At 60.1% G+C, this 17,903-nt stretch carries 15 protein-coding genes; 2 read left to right on the forward strand and 13 right to left on the reverse strand.

The annotated features are described in order from the left end of the window. The first annotated feature begins 5 nt into the window (after window positions 1-5). Entirely contained in the window at window positions 6-584 is a 579-nt protein-coding gene (locus PI739_RS13695; protein WP_003363999.1) for a cob(I)yrinic acid a,c-diamide adenosyltransferase, read from the forward strand. A 259-nt stretch (window positions 585-843) separates the two neighbouring features. Here the strand turns inward: PI739_RS13695 and PI739_RS13700 are convergent, their stop codons facing one another. The 4 genes from PI739_RS13700 to secA all read right to left on the reverse strand — a co-directional run bounded on the left by PI739_RS13700 (window position 844) and on the right by secA (window position 6,549). Beyond that, window positions 844-1,794 (reverse strand): Nudix family hydrolase, encoded by a 951-nt coding sequence (locus tag PI739_RS13700; RefSeq protein ID WP_054082053.1) that lies wholly within the window; start codon window positions 1,792-1,794, stop codon window positions 844-846. A gap of 2 nt (window positions 1,795-1,796) precedes the next feature. Then, window positions 1,797-2,423: a glutathione S-transferase family protein gene (locus PI739_RS13705; RefSeq protein WP_054082052.1), complete on the reverse strand. Its 627-nt coding sequence runs from the start codon at window positions 2,421-2,423 to the stop codon at window positions 1,797-1,799. 57 nt (window positions 2,424-2,480) lie between these two features. Next, window positions 2,481-3,698 carry a bifunctional glutamate N-acetyltransferase/amino-acid acetyltransferase ArgJ gene (argJ, locus tag PI739_RS13710; RefSeq protein WP_054082051.1) on the reverse strand — a complete coding sequence of 406 codons (1,218 nt, stop codon included), beginning with the start codon at window positions 3,696-3,698 and terminating at the stop codon, window positions 2,481-2,483. 109 nt (window positions 3,699-3,807) lie between these two features. Next, on the reverse strand, window positions 3,808-6,549 hold the full coding sequence (gene secA, locus PI739_RS13715) for a preprotein translocase subunit SecA (protein ID WP_054082050.1): 2,742 nt from the start codon (window positions 6,547-6,549) through the stop codon (window positions 3,808-3,810). Window positions 6,550-6,854: 305 nt separating this feature from the next. Between secA and PI739_RS13720 the strand changes: the two genes are divergently transcribed. Next, on the forward strand, window positions 6,855-7,310 hold the full coding sequence (locus PI739_RS13720; protein WP_003313540.1) for a DUF721 domain-containing protein: 456 nt from the start codon (window positions 6,855-6,857) through the stop codon (window positions 7,308-7,310). Between the two features lie 104 nt (window positions 7,311-7,414). Here PI739_RS13720 and lpxC read toward each other — a convergent pair whose 3' ends face one another. The 9 genes from lpxC to murD form a co-directional block, all read right to left on the reverse strand. Continuing rightward, window positions 7,415-8,326 carry a UDP-3-O-acyl-N-acetylglucosamine deacetylase gene (gene lpxC, locus PI739_RS13725; protein WP_003364012.1) on the reverse strand — a complete coding sequence of 304 codons (912 nt, stop codon included), beginning with the start codon at window positions 8,324-8,326 and terminating at the stop codon, window positions 7,415-7,417. A gap of 112 nt (window positions 8,327-8,438) precedes the next feature. Further along, window positions 8,439-9,626 (reverse strand): cell division protein FtsZ, encoded by a 1,188-nt coding sequence (gene ftsZ / locus PI739_RS13730; RefSeq protein WP_002555041.1) that lies wholly within the window; start codon window positions 9,624-9,626, stop codon window positions 8,439-8,441. Between the two features lie 101 nt (window positions 9,627-9,727). After that, window positions 9,728-10,984, reverse strand: coding sequence for a cell division protein FtsA (ftsA, locus tag PI739_RS13735; protein ID WP_003364017.1), 1,257 nt, complete (start codon window positions 10,982-10,984; stop codon window positions 9,728-9,730). Window positions 10,985-10,998: 14 nt separating this feature from the next. After that, window positions 10,999-11,868, reverse strand: coding sequence for a cell division protein FtsQ/DivIB (locus PI739_RS13740; protein WP_003364019.1), 870 nt, complete (start codon window positions 11,866-11,868; stop codon window positions 10,999-11,001). 3 nt (window positions 11,869-11,871) lie between these two features. Continuing rightward, window positions 11,872-12,831 carry a D-alanine--D-alanine ligase gene (locus PI739_RS13745; protein WP_003431456.1) on the reverse strand — a complete coding sequence of 320 codons (960 nt, stop codon included), beginning with the start codon at window positions 12,829-12,831 and terminating at the stop codon, window positions 11,872-11,874. Next, window positions 12,828-14,288, reverse strand: coding sequence for a UDP-N-acetylmuramate--L-alanine ligase (gene murC, locus PI739_RS13750; RefSeq protein WP_003424493.1), 1,461 nt, complete (start codon window positions 14,286-14,288; stop codon window positions 12,828-12,830). Before murC ends, PI739_RS13745 begins: the two co-directional genes overlap by 4 nt. Next, on the reverse strand, window positions 14,281-15,351 hold the full coding sequence (gene murG / locus PI739_RS13755) for an undecaprenyldiphospho-muramoylpentapeptide beta-N-acetylglucosaminyltransferase (RefSeq protein ID WP_003431460.1): 1,071 nt from the start codon (window positions 15,349-15,351) through the stop codon (window positions 14,281-14,283). The genes murC and murG overlap by 8 nt, the downstream gene beginning before the upstream one ends. Then, the gene (gene ftsW / locus PI739_RS13760) at window positions 15,341-16,555 is read right to left on the reverse strand and encodes a putative lipid II flippase FtsW (protein ID WP_003431463.1); all 1,215 of its coding nucleotides are present in this window, start codon (window positions 16,553-16,555) and stop codon (window positions 15,341-15,343) included. The genes murG and ftsW overlap by 11 nt, the downstream gene beginning before the upstream one ends. Further along, window positions 16,552-17,898, reverse strand: a complete 1,347-nt coding sequence (murD, locus tag PI739_RS13765) for a UDP-N-acetylmuramoyl-L-alanine--D-glutamate ligase (protein ID WP_054082048.1) — start codon at window positions 17,896-17,898, stop codon at window positions 16,552-16,554. Before murD ends, ftsW begins: the two co-directional genes overlap by 4 nt. Window positions 17,899-17,903 lie beyond the last annotated feature (5 nt).

The following is a 17,903-nucleotide window of genomic DNA, read 5'->3' on the forward strand; positions in this document are numbered from 1 at the left end:
CATCAATGGGCTTTCGTTTGTCGAAGATTTACACGCGCACTGGCGATGCCGGTGAAACCGGTCTGGGCGATGGCCGTCGGGTCTCCAAGGATCATCCGCGCGTCGAGGCCATCGGTGAGGTCGATACGCTCAACAGCCAGCTGGGGCTATTGCTGGCAGGATTGATCGATGAAGCTCAGCGCGTCCCGGCCCTCAAGGAAGTGATCGAAGTACTTGCACCGTGTCAGCACCGTCTGTTCGATCTGGGCGGCGAACTGGCCATGCCGACCTACAAGGCGCTGAACGAAGCCGAGGTCGAGCGACTGGAGGCCGCCATCGATGTCTGGAATGACGAACTGGGGCCACTGGAGAATTTCATTTTGCCAGGCGGTTCATCGCTGATCGCCCAAGCGCACATCTGCCGTAGCCTGGCGCGCAGTGCAGAACGTCGCTGTCAGCATCTGAATGCTGTCGAGCCGCTGGAAGGCGCAGGGCTGGCGTATATCAACAGGCTGTCGGACCTGCTGTTCGTCGCAGCCCGATTGATCGCCAGACGACAGGGCATTGCCGAGATCCTCTGGCAGCCCGCGCCCAAGCCGGTTTGATGGGCATATCCATTAGAAGACACCTTCACGCCAGCGGCCTGGCGTTATGTATAGGCCTTGTGGGATTGAGCGGGGCGGCGGTCCGCATCGCTCACAAAGACGTTGGTCCAGACGCCCCATTTTCAGGGGTTTTACTGGCCTCTTCGCGAGCAAGCTCACTCCCACGGCCTGCGGCCAGAATCAAGAGCAGACTTGTGTATAACGTCAGGTACTGTGCGTGGGCATGCCGTTCTGGGAGCTCTGCGTCCTCTGCTGAGCGTCAGACGATCTCGTCAGGCCAGAACGCGCGAATCCCGGCCACGCCCTGTGCGCCGCTTTCCCAGGCCTGTTGACGCTCGGCAGGGCCTACGCCACCCAACAGAAAGACCGGCTTGTTGAAGCCTGCAATCAGTTGCGTTGCCTGCTGCCAGCCCAGCGGTTGCGCATCGGGGTGGGTCAGGGTTGGCTGAACAGGCGACAGGGTGACGAAATCCACACCCATCTGCTCTGCCAAAGCCAGCTCTTCGGCGTTATGGCATGACGCAGCCAGCCAACGGTTCTCAGGGAACGGACGCCCGCGACTGGCGTACTTGCGCAGTTGCTCCGCCGTCAGGTGCCAACCGGCGGACGGAAAGTCGCCCAGCCACTCCAGAGGCCCTTTGAGCATGAGCTGCGCCTTGCCGGCACACAGGCCCGCCGCATCCACGGCCAGGTCACGGTACTTGGGGTCGTAACCACCGGGCGCACGCAACTGGACCAGTTTGATGCCGCCTGCGATGGCTTTCTGCATACCGCGCAACAGCTCGATATTGTCCAGCCCCTCAGGGGTGATCAGGTACTCGCCGGGCAAACGTGCCGCCGCGACGATAGGCTGATTGGCGGCCGGAAAGTCATAATTGGCCAGCTCACGCGGGCTGGCCCAGACCAGCGGCTGCCCTTCTGCACCATGCGCCAGGCCAGTGAAGGCCGAGACTTCCCAGACGTCCAGCAGCACCTGCTTGTCCGGATAGTCGTGACAAACCTTGATCAGCGGACGTGCCGCCGTCACCAGGATGCCCAGCTCTTCCTGCAGTTCACGTGCGAGCGCGGCCTGGACGGTCTCGCCCTCCTCGACCTTGCCGCCAGGAAACTCCCAGAGGCCGCCTTGATGCTGAGTGTCGGCACGTCGGGCAATCAATACGCTGCCGTCAGCGCCACGAATGACGGCGGCGGCCACATGAACTCGTTTCACGATCAGGACTCCTCCAGACCGGCCTGCTGCCAGCGTTTGAAGGCAGGCCACTGGTAAATGGTTTCGATGTACTTCAGCGCTTCTTCAGGCAACTCGACACGGTAGCTGCGCAGGCGAATGGCTACCGGGGCAAAGAACGCGTCGGCAATGCTTGGCTTGCCGAACAGAAACGGACCGCTTTCGGCCGCCGCAGTGCGGCATTCAGCCCACAGTTCGACGATACGGTCGATGTCGTTCTGGGTATCGACCGGAATCACTTCCAGTGCCTGATCCTGGCGCAGGTCCATCGGCATGTTCGAACGCAGACTGACAAAACCGCTGTGCATCTGCGCGCAGGCAGAACGTGCCTGAGCACGCGCGGCGATGTCACTCGGCCACAGGCCAGCATCCGGAAAACGTTCGACCAGGTATTCGCAAATGGCCAGCGAATCGATGATCGTGCCGTGCTCGCACTGCAACGCAGGGACCTTGCCGGTGGGTGAATACTTGAGAATGTTCGCACGGGTGTCAGGCTGGTTCAGGCGGATGACCTGATCGGTGAACGAAGCACCGGTCATTTCCAGCACCAGCCAGGGACGCAGCGACCAGGAGGAGTAGCGTTTGTCGCCGATAATCAGGTGCAGGCTCATGGTTCAGCTCCATTGAGCCCGGCGCGAAGACAGGATGCCGGCGCGCCGGGCATTGAATCAGGTGCGATATTCCGCGTTGATCTTCACGTACTCGTGAGAAAGATCGGTGGTCCAGATTGTTTCGCTGCAATTGCCGCGGCCCAGCTCGATACGGATGGTGATTTCTTCTTCGGCCATCACCGCCGAGCCCTGCTCTTCGGTGTAGGTCGTGGCGCGGCAGCCCTGGCTGGCGATGCACACGCCACTCAGGAATACGTCGATCTTGCTCACGTCCAGATCCGGCACACCGGCACGGCCGACAGCCGCCAGAATACGTCCCCAGTTCGGGTCGGAGGCGAACAGCGCAGTCTTGATCAGTGGCGAGTGGGCCACGGCATAACCGACGTCCAGGCATTCCTGATGATTGCCGCCACCGTTGACTTCAACGGTCACGAACTTGGTCGCACCTTCACCGTCACGCACGATGGCCTGAGCGACTTCCATGCACACATCGAACACGGCTTTCTTCAACGCTTCGAATAGCGGGCCTTTGGCCTCGGTGATTTCCGGCAGGTCAGCCTGACCGGTGGCGATCAGCATGCAGCAATCGTTGGTCGAGGTGTCGCCATCGATGGTGATGCGGTTGAACGACTTGTTGGCGCCGTCACGAATCAGGTCCTGAAGCACGCTCTGCGCCACTTTGGCATCGGTGGCGATGTAACCGAGCATGGTCGCCATGTTCGGTCGAATCATGCCTGCGCCCTTGCTGATGCCGGTCACAGTGACGGTCACGCCGTCATGGCTGAACTGACGGCTGGCGCCCTTGGGCAGGGTGTCGGTAGTCATGATCCCGGTCGCCGCAGCGGCCCAGTTATCCACAGACAGATCATCCAGCGCAGCCTGCAGAGCGCCTTCGATCTTTTCCACTGGCAGCGGCTCGCCGATCACGCCCGTCGAGTACGGCAGCACCGCAGAAGCATCGACGCCAGTCAGTTGCGCCAGTGTCTCGCAGGTACGCCGCGCCGCCACAAGACCTGGTTCGCCTGTGCCCGCATTGGCATTACCGGTGTTGGTCAGCAAATAACGCACGGTGCCCTGAACACGCTGTTTGGCCAGAATGACCGGCGCCGCGCAGAACGCATTCAAGGTGAATACACCGGCAACGCTGGAGCCTTCGGCACAGCGCATGACCACGACATCCTTGCGCCCCGGGCGTTTGATGCCGGCAGAAGAAATGCCAAGTTCAAAACCGGGAACCGGGTGCAACGCAGGCAAAGGACCAAGACCAACAGCCATCGGGGTGCTCCTCATGGAGTGTGGCGCCGTCCGCATCGGTACGGCGATCAATGAAAAAACGCCGCGACGGGCAAGCCGGTCGCGGCGCAGGTATTACACAGTCAAAGGCTTAGTTGATCTGGCCGTGACAGTGTTTGAATTTCTTGCCCGAACCACACCAGCACAGCTCGTTGCGGCCCAGTTTCTGGTCGTTGCGAACCGGCTCGGATGCAACGGCAACAGGCGCTTCGCCACCCTCTTCGTCGAGCAGCGGCTGCTCGATACCCGGTGCAGGCGCGTGTTCGAACTGCATGCGACTGGCCAGCTCTTCGGCTTCCTGACGCAGGCGGGCTTCTTCTTCCTCTGGATCTTCGCGGCGAACCTGAACATGCGAAAGCACACGAATAGTATCGCGCTTGATCGAATCGAGCAGTTCCTGGAACAGCGTGAAGGACTCGCGCTTGTATTCCTGCTTAGGGTTCTTCTGAGCGTAACCGCGCAGGTGGATACCGTGACGCAGGTGGTCCATGGTCGACAGGTGATCTTTCCACAGGTCGTCCAGCACGCGCAGGAGGATCTGCTTCTCGAAGGAACGCAGGGCTTCGGCGCTGGCCTGGTCTTCCTTCTCGTTGTAAGCCAGCAGCAGCTGCGCCATGATTTTTTCGCGCAGGCTGTCTTCGTGCAGGTTGTCGTCTTCGTCGAGCCACTGCTGGATCGGCAGTTGAACCGCGAAGTCGGTGTTGAGCGCCGATTCCAGACCGGCAACATTCCACTGCTCCGGCAGGGATTGTGGCGGAATATGCTGGCTGATCAGGTTGTTGAGCACTTCTTCACGGAAGTCGGCAATGGTCTCGCCAATGTTCTCGGCGGCCAGCAACGTGTTACGCATGTGATAAATCACTTTACGCTGTTCGTTGGCAACGTCATCGAACTCCAGCAATTGCTTGCGGATGTCGAAGTTGCGACCTTCCACCTTGCGCTGCGCTTTTTCGATGGCGTTGGTCACCATGCGATGCTCGATGGCCTCACCGGACTGCATGCCCAGCGCCTTCATGAAGTTCTTCACCCGGTCAGAGGCAAAGATGCGCATCAGGCTGTCTTCGAGCGACAGGTAGAACCGGCTGGAGCCGGTGTCGCCCTGACGGCCGGCACGACCGCGCAGCTGGTTGTCGATACGGCGCGATTCGTGGCGCTCGGAGGCGATGACGTGCAGGCCGCCCGCTTCGATCACCTGCTGATGGCGTTTCTGCCAGTCAGCCTTGATCTGCGCGATCTGCTCCGGAGTCGGGTCTTCCAGATTGGCGACCTCGACTTCCCAGTTGCCGCCCAGCAGGATGTCAGTACCACGACCGGCCATGTTGGTGGCGATGGTCAATGCACCCGGACGACCGGCCTGCGCAATGATTTCCGCTTCTTTCTCGTGGAACTTGGCGTTCAGAACCTTGTGCTCGATGCCTTCCTTGTTGAGCAGGCTGGACATGTGCTCGGAAGTTTCGATGGTCGCCGTACCCACCAGCACCGGACGGTTTTCTGCAAGGCAGGCCTTGATGTCGGTGACGATGGCGGCGTACTTCTCTTCCGCCGTCAGGTAGACGAGGTCGTTGAAGTCCTTGCGCGCCAAAGGCTTGTTAGGCGGGATGACCATCACGGCCAGGTTGTAGATCTGGTGGAATTCGAACGCTTCGGTGTCGGCCGTACCGGTCATGCCGGACAGCTTGTTGTACAGACGGAAGTAGTTCTGGAACGTGGTCGATGCCAGGGTCTGGCTTTCGGCCTGAATGTTCAGGTTTTCCTTGGCTTCGATAGCCTGATGCAGGCCCTCGGAGAGGCGACGACCCGGCATGGTACGGCCGGTGTGCTCGTCAACCAGCAGCACCTGACCGTCGGAAACGATGTATTCGACGTTGCGATTGAACAGCTTATGCGCCCGCAGACCGGCATAGACGTGAGTCAGCAGGCCCAGGTTATGCGCCGAATAGAGGCTCTCGCCTTCAGCCAGCAGGCCGACTTCGGTGAGCATTTCCTCGATGAACTGGTGACCGGCTTCGTTCAGCTCGACCTGACGGGTTTTCTCGTCAACGGTGAAATGACCCGGCTTGGTGACTTCGCCTTCCACTTCCTCGATATGCTGCTCGAGCTTGGGGATCAGGCGGTTGATTTCGGTGTACAGCTTGGAACTGTCTTCAGCCTGACCGGAGATGATCAGCGGCGTACGCGCTTCGTCGATCAGAATCGAGTCGACTTCGTCGATCACGGCGAAATTGAGTTCGCGCTGGAACTTGTCGTCCATGCTGAACGCCATGTTGTCGCGCAGGTAATCGAAACCGTATTCGTTGTTGGTGCCGTAAGTGATATCGGCAGCGTAGGCGGCGCGCTTCTCTTCCGGCGGCTGGAATGGCGTGACGATGCCTACGGTCAGGCCGAGGAATTCGTACAGCGGACGCATCCAGTTGGCATCGCGGCGAGCGAGGTAATCGTTCACGGTAACCACGTGAACGCCCTTGCCGGACAATGCGTTGAGGTAGACAGCCAGCGTACCGACCAGGGTTTTACCTTCACCGGTACGCATTTCCGCGATCTGACCTTCATGCAGGGTCATGCCGCCGATCAACTGTACGTCGAAGTGGCGCATGCCCATGACACGCTTGCCCGCTTCACGAGCGACAGCAAAGGCTTCAGGGAGCAATTGATCGAGGGTCTCGCCTTTGGCTATGCGGGCCTTGAACTCTTCGGTCTTGGCGCGCAGTTGCTCGTCCGAAAGGGCCACCATTTGCTCTTCGAAGGCATTGACGATCTGTACCGTCTTGAGCATGCGTTTTACTTCACGCTCGTTCTTGCTTCCAAAAAGTTTTTTCAACAAAGGCGCAAACATATCGACAGGATCTTCCACACATAGGAATGGAGGGCGGCCCCGTGAGTCGCCCGTGCAGCCCAGATGGCCGCATGCGAACGAGCATTCTACCCGGAAACGATGGTGAGGAAAGTGGCGTTATTCCACGATGCTGGCACAGCGCTGTGACGGGGCAGGTTTACAATGGGGCCATTTTCAAGCACTTCAACCCGTTATCCGGGGAAGTTACTCATTGATTTGCATATGAAAGCACGGAAATGCCCTGAAAAGCAGCCGTCAGAACGCTTTCTGTTAAGATGTTCATCTTGTTACCCAGGCATCCCTCCATGGCCTTTCGTCCTCTGAACGCCCGCCCGCCCGCGGTTTTGCTGCGTGAAGCCAAGCCCCTGAAGGCTATATTTCGTCACGCCGAGCGACTCAGCCACTTGCAGCGCCTGCTCGAAAGCCAGCTGCAACCAGCGGCCCGGGAGCATTGTCGCGTGGCTTCGTGGCGCGAAGGTACCTTGTTGCTGATCGTGACGGACGGTCACTGGGCCACGCGCCTGCGCTACCAGCAGAAACGCCTGCACCGGCAAATGATGGCCTTCGACGAATTCATCAACCTGACCCGCATTGTGTTCAAGGTGCAGCCGCCTGAAGCGCCACGCGGAGCTGCCACGCACACCATCGACCTGTCGGCAGTGGCTGCCGAAAACATTCAGGCCACCGCTGAAGGCATCACCGATCCGCGCTTGCGTGCCGCACTGGAAAGACTGGCCAGCCATGCAAAGGACAGGAAGTAACCCTGCCTGATCGCCGCCAGCACTGACTTCCCCTGAAAAACCCATAAAAAAAGGCCACCCGAGGGCAGCCTTTAAAGAACAAAAGGAAAGAGAGTAAAGCTTGCTTACACGGCCGCGACAGGACGCATGTAAGAAATAGGTGCCGTACTGGCATCCTCGAAAGTCACCACTTCCCAAGCGTCTTTCTGCTCGATCAACGTACGCAGCAGACGGTTGTTCAGTGCATGCCCCGATTTGAAACCCCGGAACTCACCAATCAGGCTGTTGCCCAGCAGGTAGAGGTCACCGATGGCGTCGAGGATTTTGTGTTTAACGAATTCGTCCTCGTAACGCAGGCCGTCTTCGTTCAGTACACCGTCCTTGTCGACCACGATGGCGTTTTCCACGCTGCCGCCGAGTGCGAGGTTGTGCTTGCGCAGGTACTCGATATCACTCATGAACCCGAAGGTCCGGGCACGGCTGACTTCCTTCACGAAGGAAGTACTGGAAAAGTCCACGCTTGCACTCTGGGTGCGGTCACGGAAGACGGGGTGATCGAAATCGATCTCGAAACTGACCTTGAACCCTTCGAAAGGCACAAAAGTAGCGCGTTTACCGCCCTCCTCGACTGTGACTTCACGCAGGATACGGATGAATTTCTTCGGCTCGTCCTGTTCTTCCAGGCCTGCCGATTGAATCAGGAATACGAAAGGGCCTGCGCTGCCGTCCATGATAGGAACTTCGGAGGCAGAGAGCTCGACGTAGGCGTTATCGATGCCAAGGCCAGCCATGGCCGAGAGCAAGTGTTCTACCGTGTCGACTTTGACATCACCATTGACCAGAGTGGTCGACAGAGTGGTGTCACCGACGTTTTCCGCACGCGCAGGGATCTGCACGACGGGGTCAAGGTCAGCTCGGCAAAACACAATGCCGGTATTCACAGGTGCGGGCTTGAGGGTCAGGTAAACCTTCTCCCCGGAGTGCAGGCCTACACCTGTGGCACGGATAATATTTTTCAGGGTGCGTTGTTTTATCATGGCATGGGCCGCTTCAGCGCAAGTTGCGAACTGGTATCAACAAAGGCTGGCGATGATAGCAGACCATGCCTTTGCTGAACACCAATCACCCTAATACCCCTGATACATTTCATCAATCGGCCTGACGACGCAGGAAAGCCGGGATGTCCAGGTAATCGAGATCATCGTTTGGATTCATCTTCGCCGCTGCTGTAGCGCCTGCGTGTGCCTGATTGCGCATCACGGTAGGACGATCCAGGTCACGGTAGTTGACCGACGGTGCTTCCTGACGGGACGCCTGCTGCGCAGGAGCCTGCTGGGTGGTCTGCAGCGTGTTGTCGATAACCTTGACAGGTTTCTCGATTTTCGCGCCCAGGCCGGTGGCAACCACGGTCACGTGCAACTCGTCACGCATGTCCGGATCGATAACGGTACCGACCTTGACCATCGCGTGCTCGGAAGCGAACGCTTCGATGATGCTACCCACGTCCGAGTACTCACCCAGAGACAGGTCAGGACCGGCAGTGATGTTGACCAGGATGCCGCGAGCGCCCTGCAGGTTGACGTCTTCGAGCAAAGGGTTGCGGATCGCCGCTTCGGTCGCTTCACGTGCACGGTTAGGACCGCTGGCGCAGCCAGTGCCCATCATCGCCATGCCCATTTCGCTCATCACGGTACGCACGTCGGCGAAGTCGACGTTGATCATGCCCGGACGCTTGATGATGTCGGAGATACCGCGAACGGCACCGGCCAGTACATCGTCAGCCTTGGCGAAAGCCGACAGCAGGCTGGCGTCTTTACCGAGGATGGTCAGCAGCTTCTCGTTGGGAATGGTGATCAACGAGTCGACGCTTTCGGACAGCATGCGGATGCCTTCATCGGCGATCTGCATACGCTTGCGACCTTCGAACGGGAACGGACGGGTCACGACTGCGACCGTCAGAATGCCCATTTCCTTGGCCACTTCAGCAATGATCGGTGCTGCACCGGTACCGGTACCGCCGCCCATGCCAGTGGTGATGAAAACCATGTTGGTGCCCTGCAGAACTTCTGCAATGCGCTCACGATCTTCCAGTGCGGCCTGACGACCGACTTCAGGGTTGGCGCCAGCGCCAAGGCCCTTGGTCACGCCGGTGCCCAGCTGCAGAATGGTCCGCGCGCCGATGTTTTTCAGCGCCTGAGCATCGGTGTTGGCGCAGATGAATTCCACGCCTTCGATGTTGCTCTTGACCATGTGATTGACAGCGTTGCCGCCACCACCGCCTACGCCGATAACCTTGATAACCGGGCTTTGCGGGACGTTGTCTACGAGTTCGAACATTTTCTCTCTCCTTCCGCTTTCTAGTTAGTTTTGCCTACTGCCTGCCGATACTGCTGGTGAAGCCCTGAATCTGAAGCTGTGAAACCGTTAAACGTTGAAACTTAGAAATTGCCCTGCACCCAACGCTTGATACGCTCAAGCACCGGTGCCTTGGTTTCGTCGCTGTAGCTGCTGTTGCCGACAATCCCGGACAGCGAAATGCCATCCGATTGTTTTTGCAGCCCGTACATCAACAGGCCTACGCCGGTTGAGTAAATCGGGTTGCGGACGACATCAGCGAGCCCTTTGACGCTGTGCGGTACGCCCAGGCGCACCGGCATGTGGAAGATTTCCTCGGCCAGTTCGACCGCACCTTCCATTTTCGCTGTGCCCCCGGTCAGCACGATGCCGGCCGGGATCAGGTCTTCGTAGCCGCTGCGGCGCAGTTCGGCCTGGATCAGGGTGAACAACTCGTCGTAACGAGGCTCGACCACTTCGGCCAGGGCCTGACGCGACAGCTCGCGAGGTGGGCGGTCTCCCACGCTCGGCACTTTGATGGTTTCGCCTGCACCGGCCAGCTTGGCCAGCGCACAGGCATAACGAATCTTGATTTCTTCGGCGTACTGGGTCGGAGTGCGCAACGCCATGGCGATGTCGTTGGTCACCTGATCACCCGCAATCGGGATGACCGCTGTGTGGCGAATGGCGCCTTCGGTGAAGATCGCGATGTCGGTAGTGCCGCCTCCGATGTCCACCAGGCAGACACCCAGTTCTTTCTCGTCATCGGTCAGCACGGAATACGCCGAGGCCAACTGTTCGAGAATGATGTCGTCGACTTCCAGCCCGCAGCGACGTACGCACTTCTCGATGTTCTGCGCCGCGTTCACCGCACAGGTCACCACGTGAACCTTGGCTTCCAGACGTACGCCGGACATGCCCAGGGGCTCACGCACGCCTTCCTGATTATCGATCACGTAATCCTGAGGCAAGGTGTGCAGCACGCGCTGGTCGGCAGGAATGGCCACCGCCTGAGCAGCATCGAGCACACGCTCCAGATCCGCAGAGCTGACTTCGCGATCACGAATCGCCACGATGCCGTGTGAGTTCAGGCTGCGAATGTGGCTGCCTGCCACACCAACAAATGCCGAGTGGATACGGCAGCCGGCCATCAGCTGCGCTTCTTCGATTGCGCGCTGGATCGACTGCACGGTCGATTCGATATTCACCACCACGCCCTTCTTCAGGCCGCGGGAGGGATGGGTACCGATACCCACGATTTCCAGCGAGCCATCGGCCGCGACTTCGCCTACCAGTGCCACCACCTTGGAGGTACCGATATCCAGCCCGACGATCATTTTGCCGCTTTGCACATTTGCCATGGTCCTGCCTCTTATCAATTCTTCGCGACGGCGGGTTTTTCCGTCGCCGGCGCTGCCTGTTCGCGCCAACCGACCGCAAGGCCGTTGGAGTAACGCAAGTCGACGCGCGCGATATTCGTTATTTGGTCTTTCAGCGTTTTGTCGTAAATCGCGATGAAGCGGCGCATTTTTTCGACAAGGTGGTCGCGTCCAAGCAACAACTCGATACCCGGGCCAGCACTACCGGCACCTGTCGTCAGGAACCAGCTGCCACGCTCGCGCAGCTCCAGGCGCACGATGGAGAAGCCCAGCGGGCGCAACATCTGACTCAACACCTGATACTGCTGCATCACCTGCTGCTGGGCCCGCTGCGGGCCGAACAACTGGGGAAGATGTTCGTAATTGGACAGTTCACGCGGTGTGAAAGCCTGCCCCTGGTTATTCAACAGCGCCTCATCGCCCCAACGGGCAACCGGCAACTGCTCTTCAAGACGAATCACGACCTGATCCGGCCATACACGGCGGACCTCGGCGTGCGCGATCCAGGGCATCTGCTCAAGCTCGGTGCGCATGGCAGCCAGATCGATCTTGAAAAAGCTCGACGCCACATAAGGCGCAATCCGCTGCTGCACAGCCTGCTGGCTGATGTAACTCAAATCGCCCTGCACGTTGATGCGGGTGATCGGGCGGTCGGCGTACGGCAGCAGACGCTGTGCTGCCTCATAAGTACCGAAGCCCAGAACCACCAACAGCACAGGCCAGAGCAAACGCTTCAGAAAACTGAAGTTGGCCTTGGGCAGGCGCGCCGACAAGGGCTCCTTGGCCACCATACGGCTGGCGCCGCGCGGCACCGGCTTGTTGCGGCCGGGAGCAGGTGGCTGAGGACGTGTCGACGCGCCGTACATGCCTTAACCTCTCGCCTGAACGCTGTCGGCCAGAATCGCCAACACCAGTTGTTGAAAATCCAGACCTGCCGCACGGGCCGCCATAGGCACCAGACTGTGATCGGTCATGCCGGGTACAGTATTGACTTCCAGTAACCAGAACTTGCCTTGTGCGTCCTGCATGACATCCGTGCGCGCCCAGCCTGCAATGCCGATGGCTTCGCAAGCACGTGCTGCAAGTTGTTTGAGTTCCTGTTCCTGCGCATCGCCAAGTCCGCACGGAATCCGATACTGGGTATCGGACGCCAGGTACTTGGCATCGTAATCATAAAAACTATGAGGAGTGCCCAGGCCGATGGGAGGCAACACCTGGCCACGCAGAGACGCCACAGTGAACTCAGGTCCCTGAATCCACTGTTCGACTAATACTTGCGAATCGTAGGTACTGGCGGCTTTCCAGGCGGCGATCAATTCATCGACGCTGTTCACCTTTGCCATACCGATACTTGAACCTTCATGGGCCGGTTTGACGATCAAAGGCAGGCCCAGTTCCGTCACGGCGCAAATACAATCACTCTCGTTTTCAAGAACGGCATGCAGCGGTGTGGCGAGGCCGAGACTCTGCCAGACCTGCTTGGTGCGCAACTTGTCCATCGCCAGGGCAGAAGCCAGCACGCCACTGCCGGTATAAGGGATTTCCAGGCATTCCAGCAGGCCTTGCATGGTGCCGTCTTCACCGCCACGTCCGTGCAGAACGATAAAGGCACGGTCGATTTTCTCGCTGACCAGTCGCTGCAGAAAGTCATCGCCCACATCGATGCCGAACGCATCCACGCCAGCCTCGAGCAACGCACCGAGCACGGCATTACCCGAGTTCAGCGAGACCGCCCGCTCGGCACTCTTGCCACCGAAGAGCACGGCGACACGGCCGAAGCTTTTCGGCTCGAGTGTCGAGCGCAGGGACGACTGGGCGACGGCTGTCATTTCAGCTTCCCTTCGGTGGAGGCCACTTTGGCACCGGCGAACAGTGGGCTTTTAAGCAGCTGTGGCGCAAGACCACCGATGTCGCCAGCGCCCTGACACAACAGGATGTCGCCGGCACGCAACAGCGGCTTGACCAGCGGCGCCAGCTCGACACCACGCTCGATGTAGATCGGGTCCAGCTGGCCACGCTGACGAATGCTGTGGCACAGGTTGCGGCTGTCCGCACCAGGAATCGGTTCTTCACCGGCCGGGTAGACTTCCATCAGCAGCAGCACATTGGCGTCTGCCAGCACCTGGACGAAATCGTCGTACAGGTCACGGGTGCGGCTGAAACGGTGTGGCTGGTAGACCATCACCAGACGACGGTCAGGCCAGCCGCCACGCACAGCGTTGATAACGGCAGCGACTTCGCGCGGATGGTGACCGTAGTCATCGACCAGCATCACGTTGCCGCCGTCAACCGGCAGCTCGCCGTAGACCTGGAAGCGCCGACCGACGCCCTGGAACCCGGAAAGGCCCTGAACGATGGCCTCGTCGCTGACGCCCTCGTCGGTGGCGATGGCGATGGTCGCCAGCGAGTTGAGTACGTTGTGATTGCCGGGCATGTTCACCGACACATCCAGCGGCTCGCGGTCGCGGCGCAGTACGGTGAAGAATGTCAGCATGCCGTCCTGACGCACATTGATTGCACGTATATCGGCAGACTCGCTGAAGCCATAGGTCAGCGTCGGACGCTTGACCAACGGCAGAATTTCACGCACCACCGGATCGTCGATGCACATCACCGCCAGCCCATAGAACGGCAGGTTGTGCAGGAACTCGACAAAGGTCTTCTTCAGTTTGTTGAAGTCGCCTTCGTAGGTCGCCATGTGATCGGCGTCGATATTGGTGACCACAGCGACCAGAGGCTGCAGGTGCAGGAAGCTGGCGTCGCTCTCATCGGCTTCGGCGATCAGGTAGCGGCTGGTGCCCAGCTGCGCATTGGTGCCCGCCGCGTTGAGACGGCCGCCAATCACGAAGGTCGGGTCCAGGCCGCCGGCAGCGAATACCGAAGCGATCAGGCTGGTGGTGGTGGTCTTGCCGTGCGTACCGGCAACAGCGATGCCGTGGCGATAACGCATCAGCTCGGCGAGCATCTCGGCACGCGGTACGACCGGAATGCGGCGCTCCAGCGCGGTGGCCACTTCCGGGTTGGAGGTGTTGACGGCACTGGACACTACCAGCACGTCGGCACCGATGGTGTTCTCGGCACGATGGCCGATAAAAATCTGTGCGCCGAACGATTCCAGGCGCTCGGTCACGGCCGAGCCCTTCAGGTCGGAGCCCGAGACTTCGTAACCCAGGTTCAACAACACCTCGGCGATCCCGCACATGCCGACACCGCCGATACCGACGAAGTGGATACGACGGATACGGCGCATTTCAGGTTGTGGCATGGCGCGTTGATTCTCAACCATGGGCCACCTCCACACAGACGTTGACGACAGTGCTGGTTGCATCAGGCATGGCCAGGCTGCGTGCAGTGCGGGCCATGCTGTTCAATTGTTCGGGTTGCATCAAAACCTCTTTCAGGCGTGCTGCCATCTCGGCGGCGCCAGTTGTCGCTTGCGGCATGACGAAGGCTGCGCCTTCGCGAGCCAGATAGTCAGCGTTACGTGACTGATGGTCATCAATCGCGTGGGGCAGCGGTATCAGCAACGACGGCAGGCCGGCGGCGGCCAGTTCGCTGATGGTCAATGCGCCTGCGCGGCAGACCACCAGATCGGCCCAGCCATAGGCTTGGGCCATGTTCTGTATGAATGGCGCAACCTGCGCCTCGACGCCCACGTTGCGATAGCGCTCGGCGGTGACTGCGTCATGATTCTTGCCCGACTGATGAAACACTTCGGGCTGGATGTCCTGAGGCAGCTGAGACAGAGCCTCGGGCAGCAATTTGTTCAACGGCTCCGCGCCCAGGCTTCCGCCCAGTACCAGCAGACGAGCCTTGCGTCCGGCCAGAGCCTGACGCGGTGTTTCCAGAAACAGCTCGACACGCACCGGGTTGCCGGTGGTGCGACGCTTGGATGAATCCGCAAAGGTGTTCGGGAACGCTTCGCACACCCGGCTGGCGAACGAGGCCAGACTGCGGTTGGCGGTACCGGCAACGGCATTCTGCTCGTGAATGATCAACGGTACGCCTGCCAGCTTCGCCGCCAGACCGCCAGGGCCGGTGACGTAGCCACCGAAGCCGACCACACAGACCGGTTTCACCTCACGCACAACCTTGCGTGCCTGCATCAGGGCCTTGAGCAACATGAACGGCGCCTTGAGCAGCGACAAGCGGCCCTTGCCACGCAGACCGGTAACGTTGATCAGGTGCAGCGTCAGACCGGCCTGCGGCACCAGTTCGTTTTCGATACCACGCGGCGTGCCCAGCCAATGGACCTTGTAGCCGCGTGCCTGGAACTCGCGCGCACAGGCCAGCGCCGGGAATACATGCCCGCCGGTCCCACCTGCCATGATCAGCACGTTAGCGTCCATGCGGTGTGTCCTCGGCGAAGTCGCTTTCCTTGAACTCGGCTTCTTCACTGCCCATGTTGTTGCGCGACTCCCACTCGATGCGCAGCAGCAGCCCGAGGCTCGCGCAGCAGATCACAAGCGAGCTGCCGCCGTAGCTGAGGAACGGCAGGGTCAGCCCCTTGGTAGGCAGCAGACCGACGTTCACACCGATGTTGATCAGGAACTGGCCGATCCACAGGAACGAAAGGCCGTAGGCCACATAGGCACCGAAGAACTGCTTGGCGCGCTCGGCCCACATGCCGATGTACATGCCGCGAATACTGACGAACAGGAACAGCGCGACGGTGATCAGCGAACCCACCACGCCCAGCTCTTCTGCAAGTACCGAGAACACGAAGTCGGTGTGCGCTTCCGGCAGATAGAACTGCTTCTGCACACTGTTGCCCAGTCCGACGCCGAACCACTCGCCGCGACCGAAGGCGATCAGTGCCTGGGTCAATTGATAGCCGGAACCGAACTGGTCGGCCCACGGGTCGGTAAAGTTGGTCAGACGCGCCATCCGGTAAGGTTGGGCCTGGACCAGCACCACCACAGAAGCGACCGCCAGCACCACCATCAGCGAGAAGCGGAACAGGCCGACACCGCCGAGAAACAGCATGGCTGCCGCCGAGCCCATCATTACCACGGTCGCACCGAAGTCAGGTTCCATGAGCAGCAGACCGGCCATCGGCAGCAGCACGATGAACGGCTTGAAAAAGCCCATCCAGCTTTCGCGAACTTCCTGCTGCTGACGAATCAGGTAGCCGGCAAGGAAGATCACCACGAATACCTTGGCGATTTCCGACGGCTGCACGTTGAACGCGCCGAAACCGATCCAGCGCATCGAACCGTTTACCTCGCGCCCGATTCCCGGCACCAGTACCAGCAGCAACAGGCCGAACGCGCCAAGCAGCATCATCCAGCCCAGGCGTTGCCAGGTGGCGACCGGAATCATCATGGTCACGCCACAGGCACCCAGACCGATCAGCAGATAAACCAGGTGACGGGTCATCATGTACAGCGTGTTACCGGACTGTACGGCGGCAACTTCCGACGAGGCCGAGGTAATCATCACCAGGCCAAGGCCGAGCAGCGCCAGGCAGCCGACCAGCATCGGGAAGTCCAGGTCGATGCCGCGCCCACTGATCAGTGGCGATGGATAAGGCTTGATCACACCGAAGATCATGACAAGCACTCCACTGCCTGCGCGAACACACGTCCGCGCTCTTCATAATTCTTGAACATGTCCAGACTGGCGCATGCAGGAGAAAGCAATACGGCATCGCCACGCTGAGCCAGTTTTGCGCTCTGCTCGACAGCCGCCTGGACGGTGTCGACATGCACCAGCGGGACAGCGTCGCCCAATGCCTGGGCAATAAGCTGGGCATCACGCCCGAGCAAGACCGCCGCGCGGCAATGCTCGGCGACTGGCGCGCGCAAACCGCTGAAATCAGCGCCTTTGCCATCGCCGCCGGCGATCAGCACCAGCTTGCCGTCGATATCCGAGCCCAGACCTTCGATGGCAGCCAGCGCGGCACCCACGTTGGTGGCTTTGGAGTCGTTGTAGTAATGAACGCCTTCGTGCTCGCGCAGCCACTGGCAGCGATGCTCCAGACCAGTGAACTCGCGCAAGCTGGCGAGCATGGCGTCGAACGGCAGGCCGACCGCATGCCCCAGGGCCAGGGCGGCAAGCGCGTTGGACTGATTGTGCGCACCACGCACTTTCAGCTCACGTACCGGCATGAGGTTTTCAAACTGGAACGCCAGGTACTTTTCGCCGTTCTCTTCACGCAGGCCGAAACCATGGAAGTCGGGCTTGTTGAGGCCGAATGTCCAGCACGGCAGGCCTTCGCCAATCAACGGACGGGACAGCGCATCCTGACGATTGACCACCACCTGCCGCGCGCCACGGAAAACCCGGTGCTTGGCCAGGTGGTAGGCAGGCAGGCCGCTGTAACGGTCCATGTGGTCTTCACTGATATTCAGCACGGTCGCCACTTCGGCATTGAGCTGGTCAGTGGTTTCGAGCTGAAAGCTGGAAAGCTCCATCACGTACAGCTCGACGTCGTCGCTGAGCAGGTCCAGCGCCGGAGTGCCTAGATTGCCGCCCACCGCCACACGCTTTCCAGCGGCAGCAGCCATTTCGCCGACCAGTGTCGTCACGGTGCTTTTCGCATTCGAGCCGGTAATAGCAATCACCGGCGCCTTCGCGTGACGCGCGAACAGTTCGATGTCGCCCGACAGTTTGACGCCACGTGCGTGAGCCTGCTGCAGGGCCGGGGTCGCCAGGGCCAGACCGGGGCTGACATACAGCTCATCGGCACGGCAGAGGAAATCCACGTCCAGCTCGCCACAACGCACTTCCACCTGCGGATAGTCGCGACGCAAGGTCGCCAGCTCAGGAGGATTCTCCCGCGTGTCGGCCACGGCAAAGGACACGCCCTGGTTCGCCAGGAAGCGAACCAGGGACATGCCGCTTTTGCCTAGACCCACGACAATGCGGAAGCGGTCGGAAACGATCAGGGACACTCGTT

This window comes from Pseudomonas cerasi (assembly GCF_027983475.1).
Lineage (GTDB): Bacteria > Pseudomonadota > Gammaproteobacteria > Pseudomonadales > Pseudomonadaceae > Aquipseudomonas > Aquipseudomonas cerasi.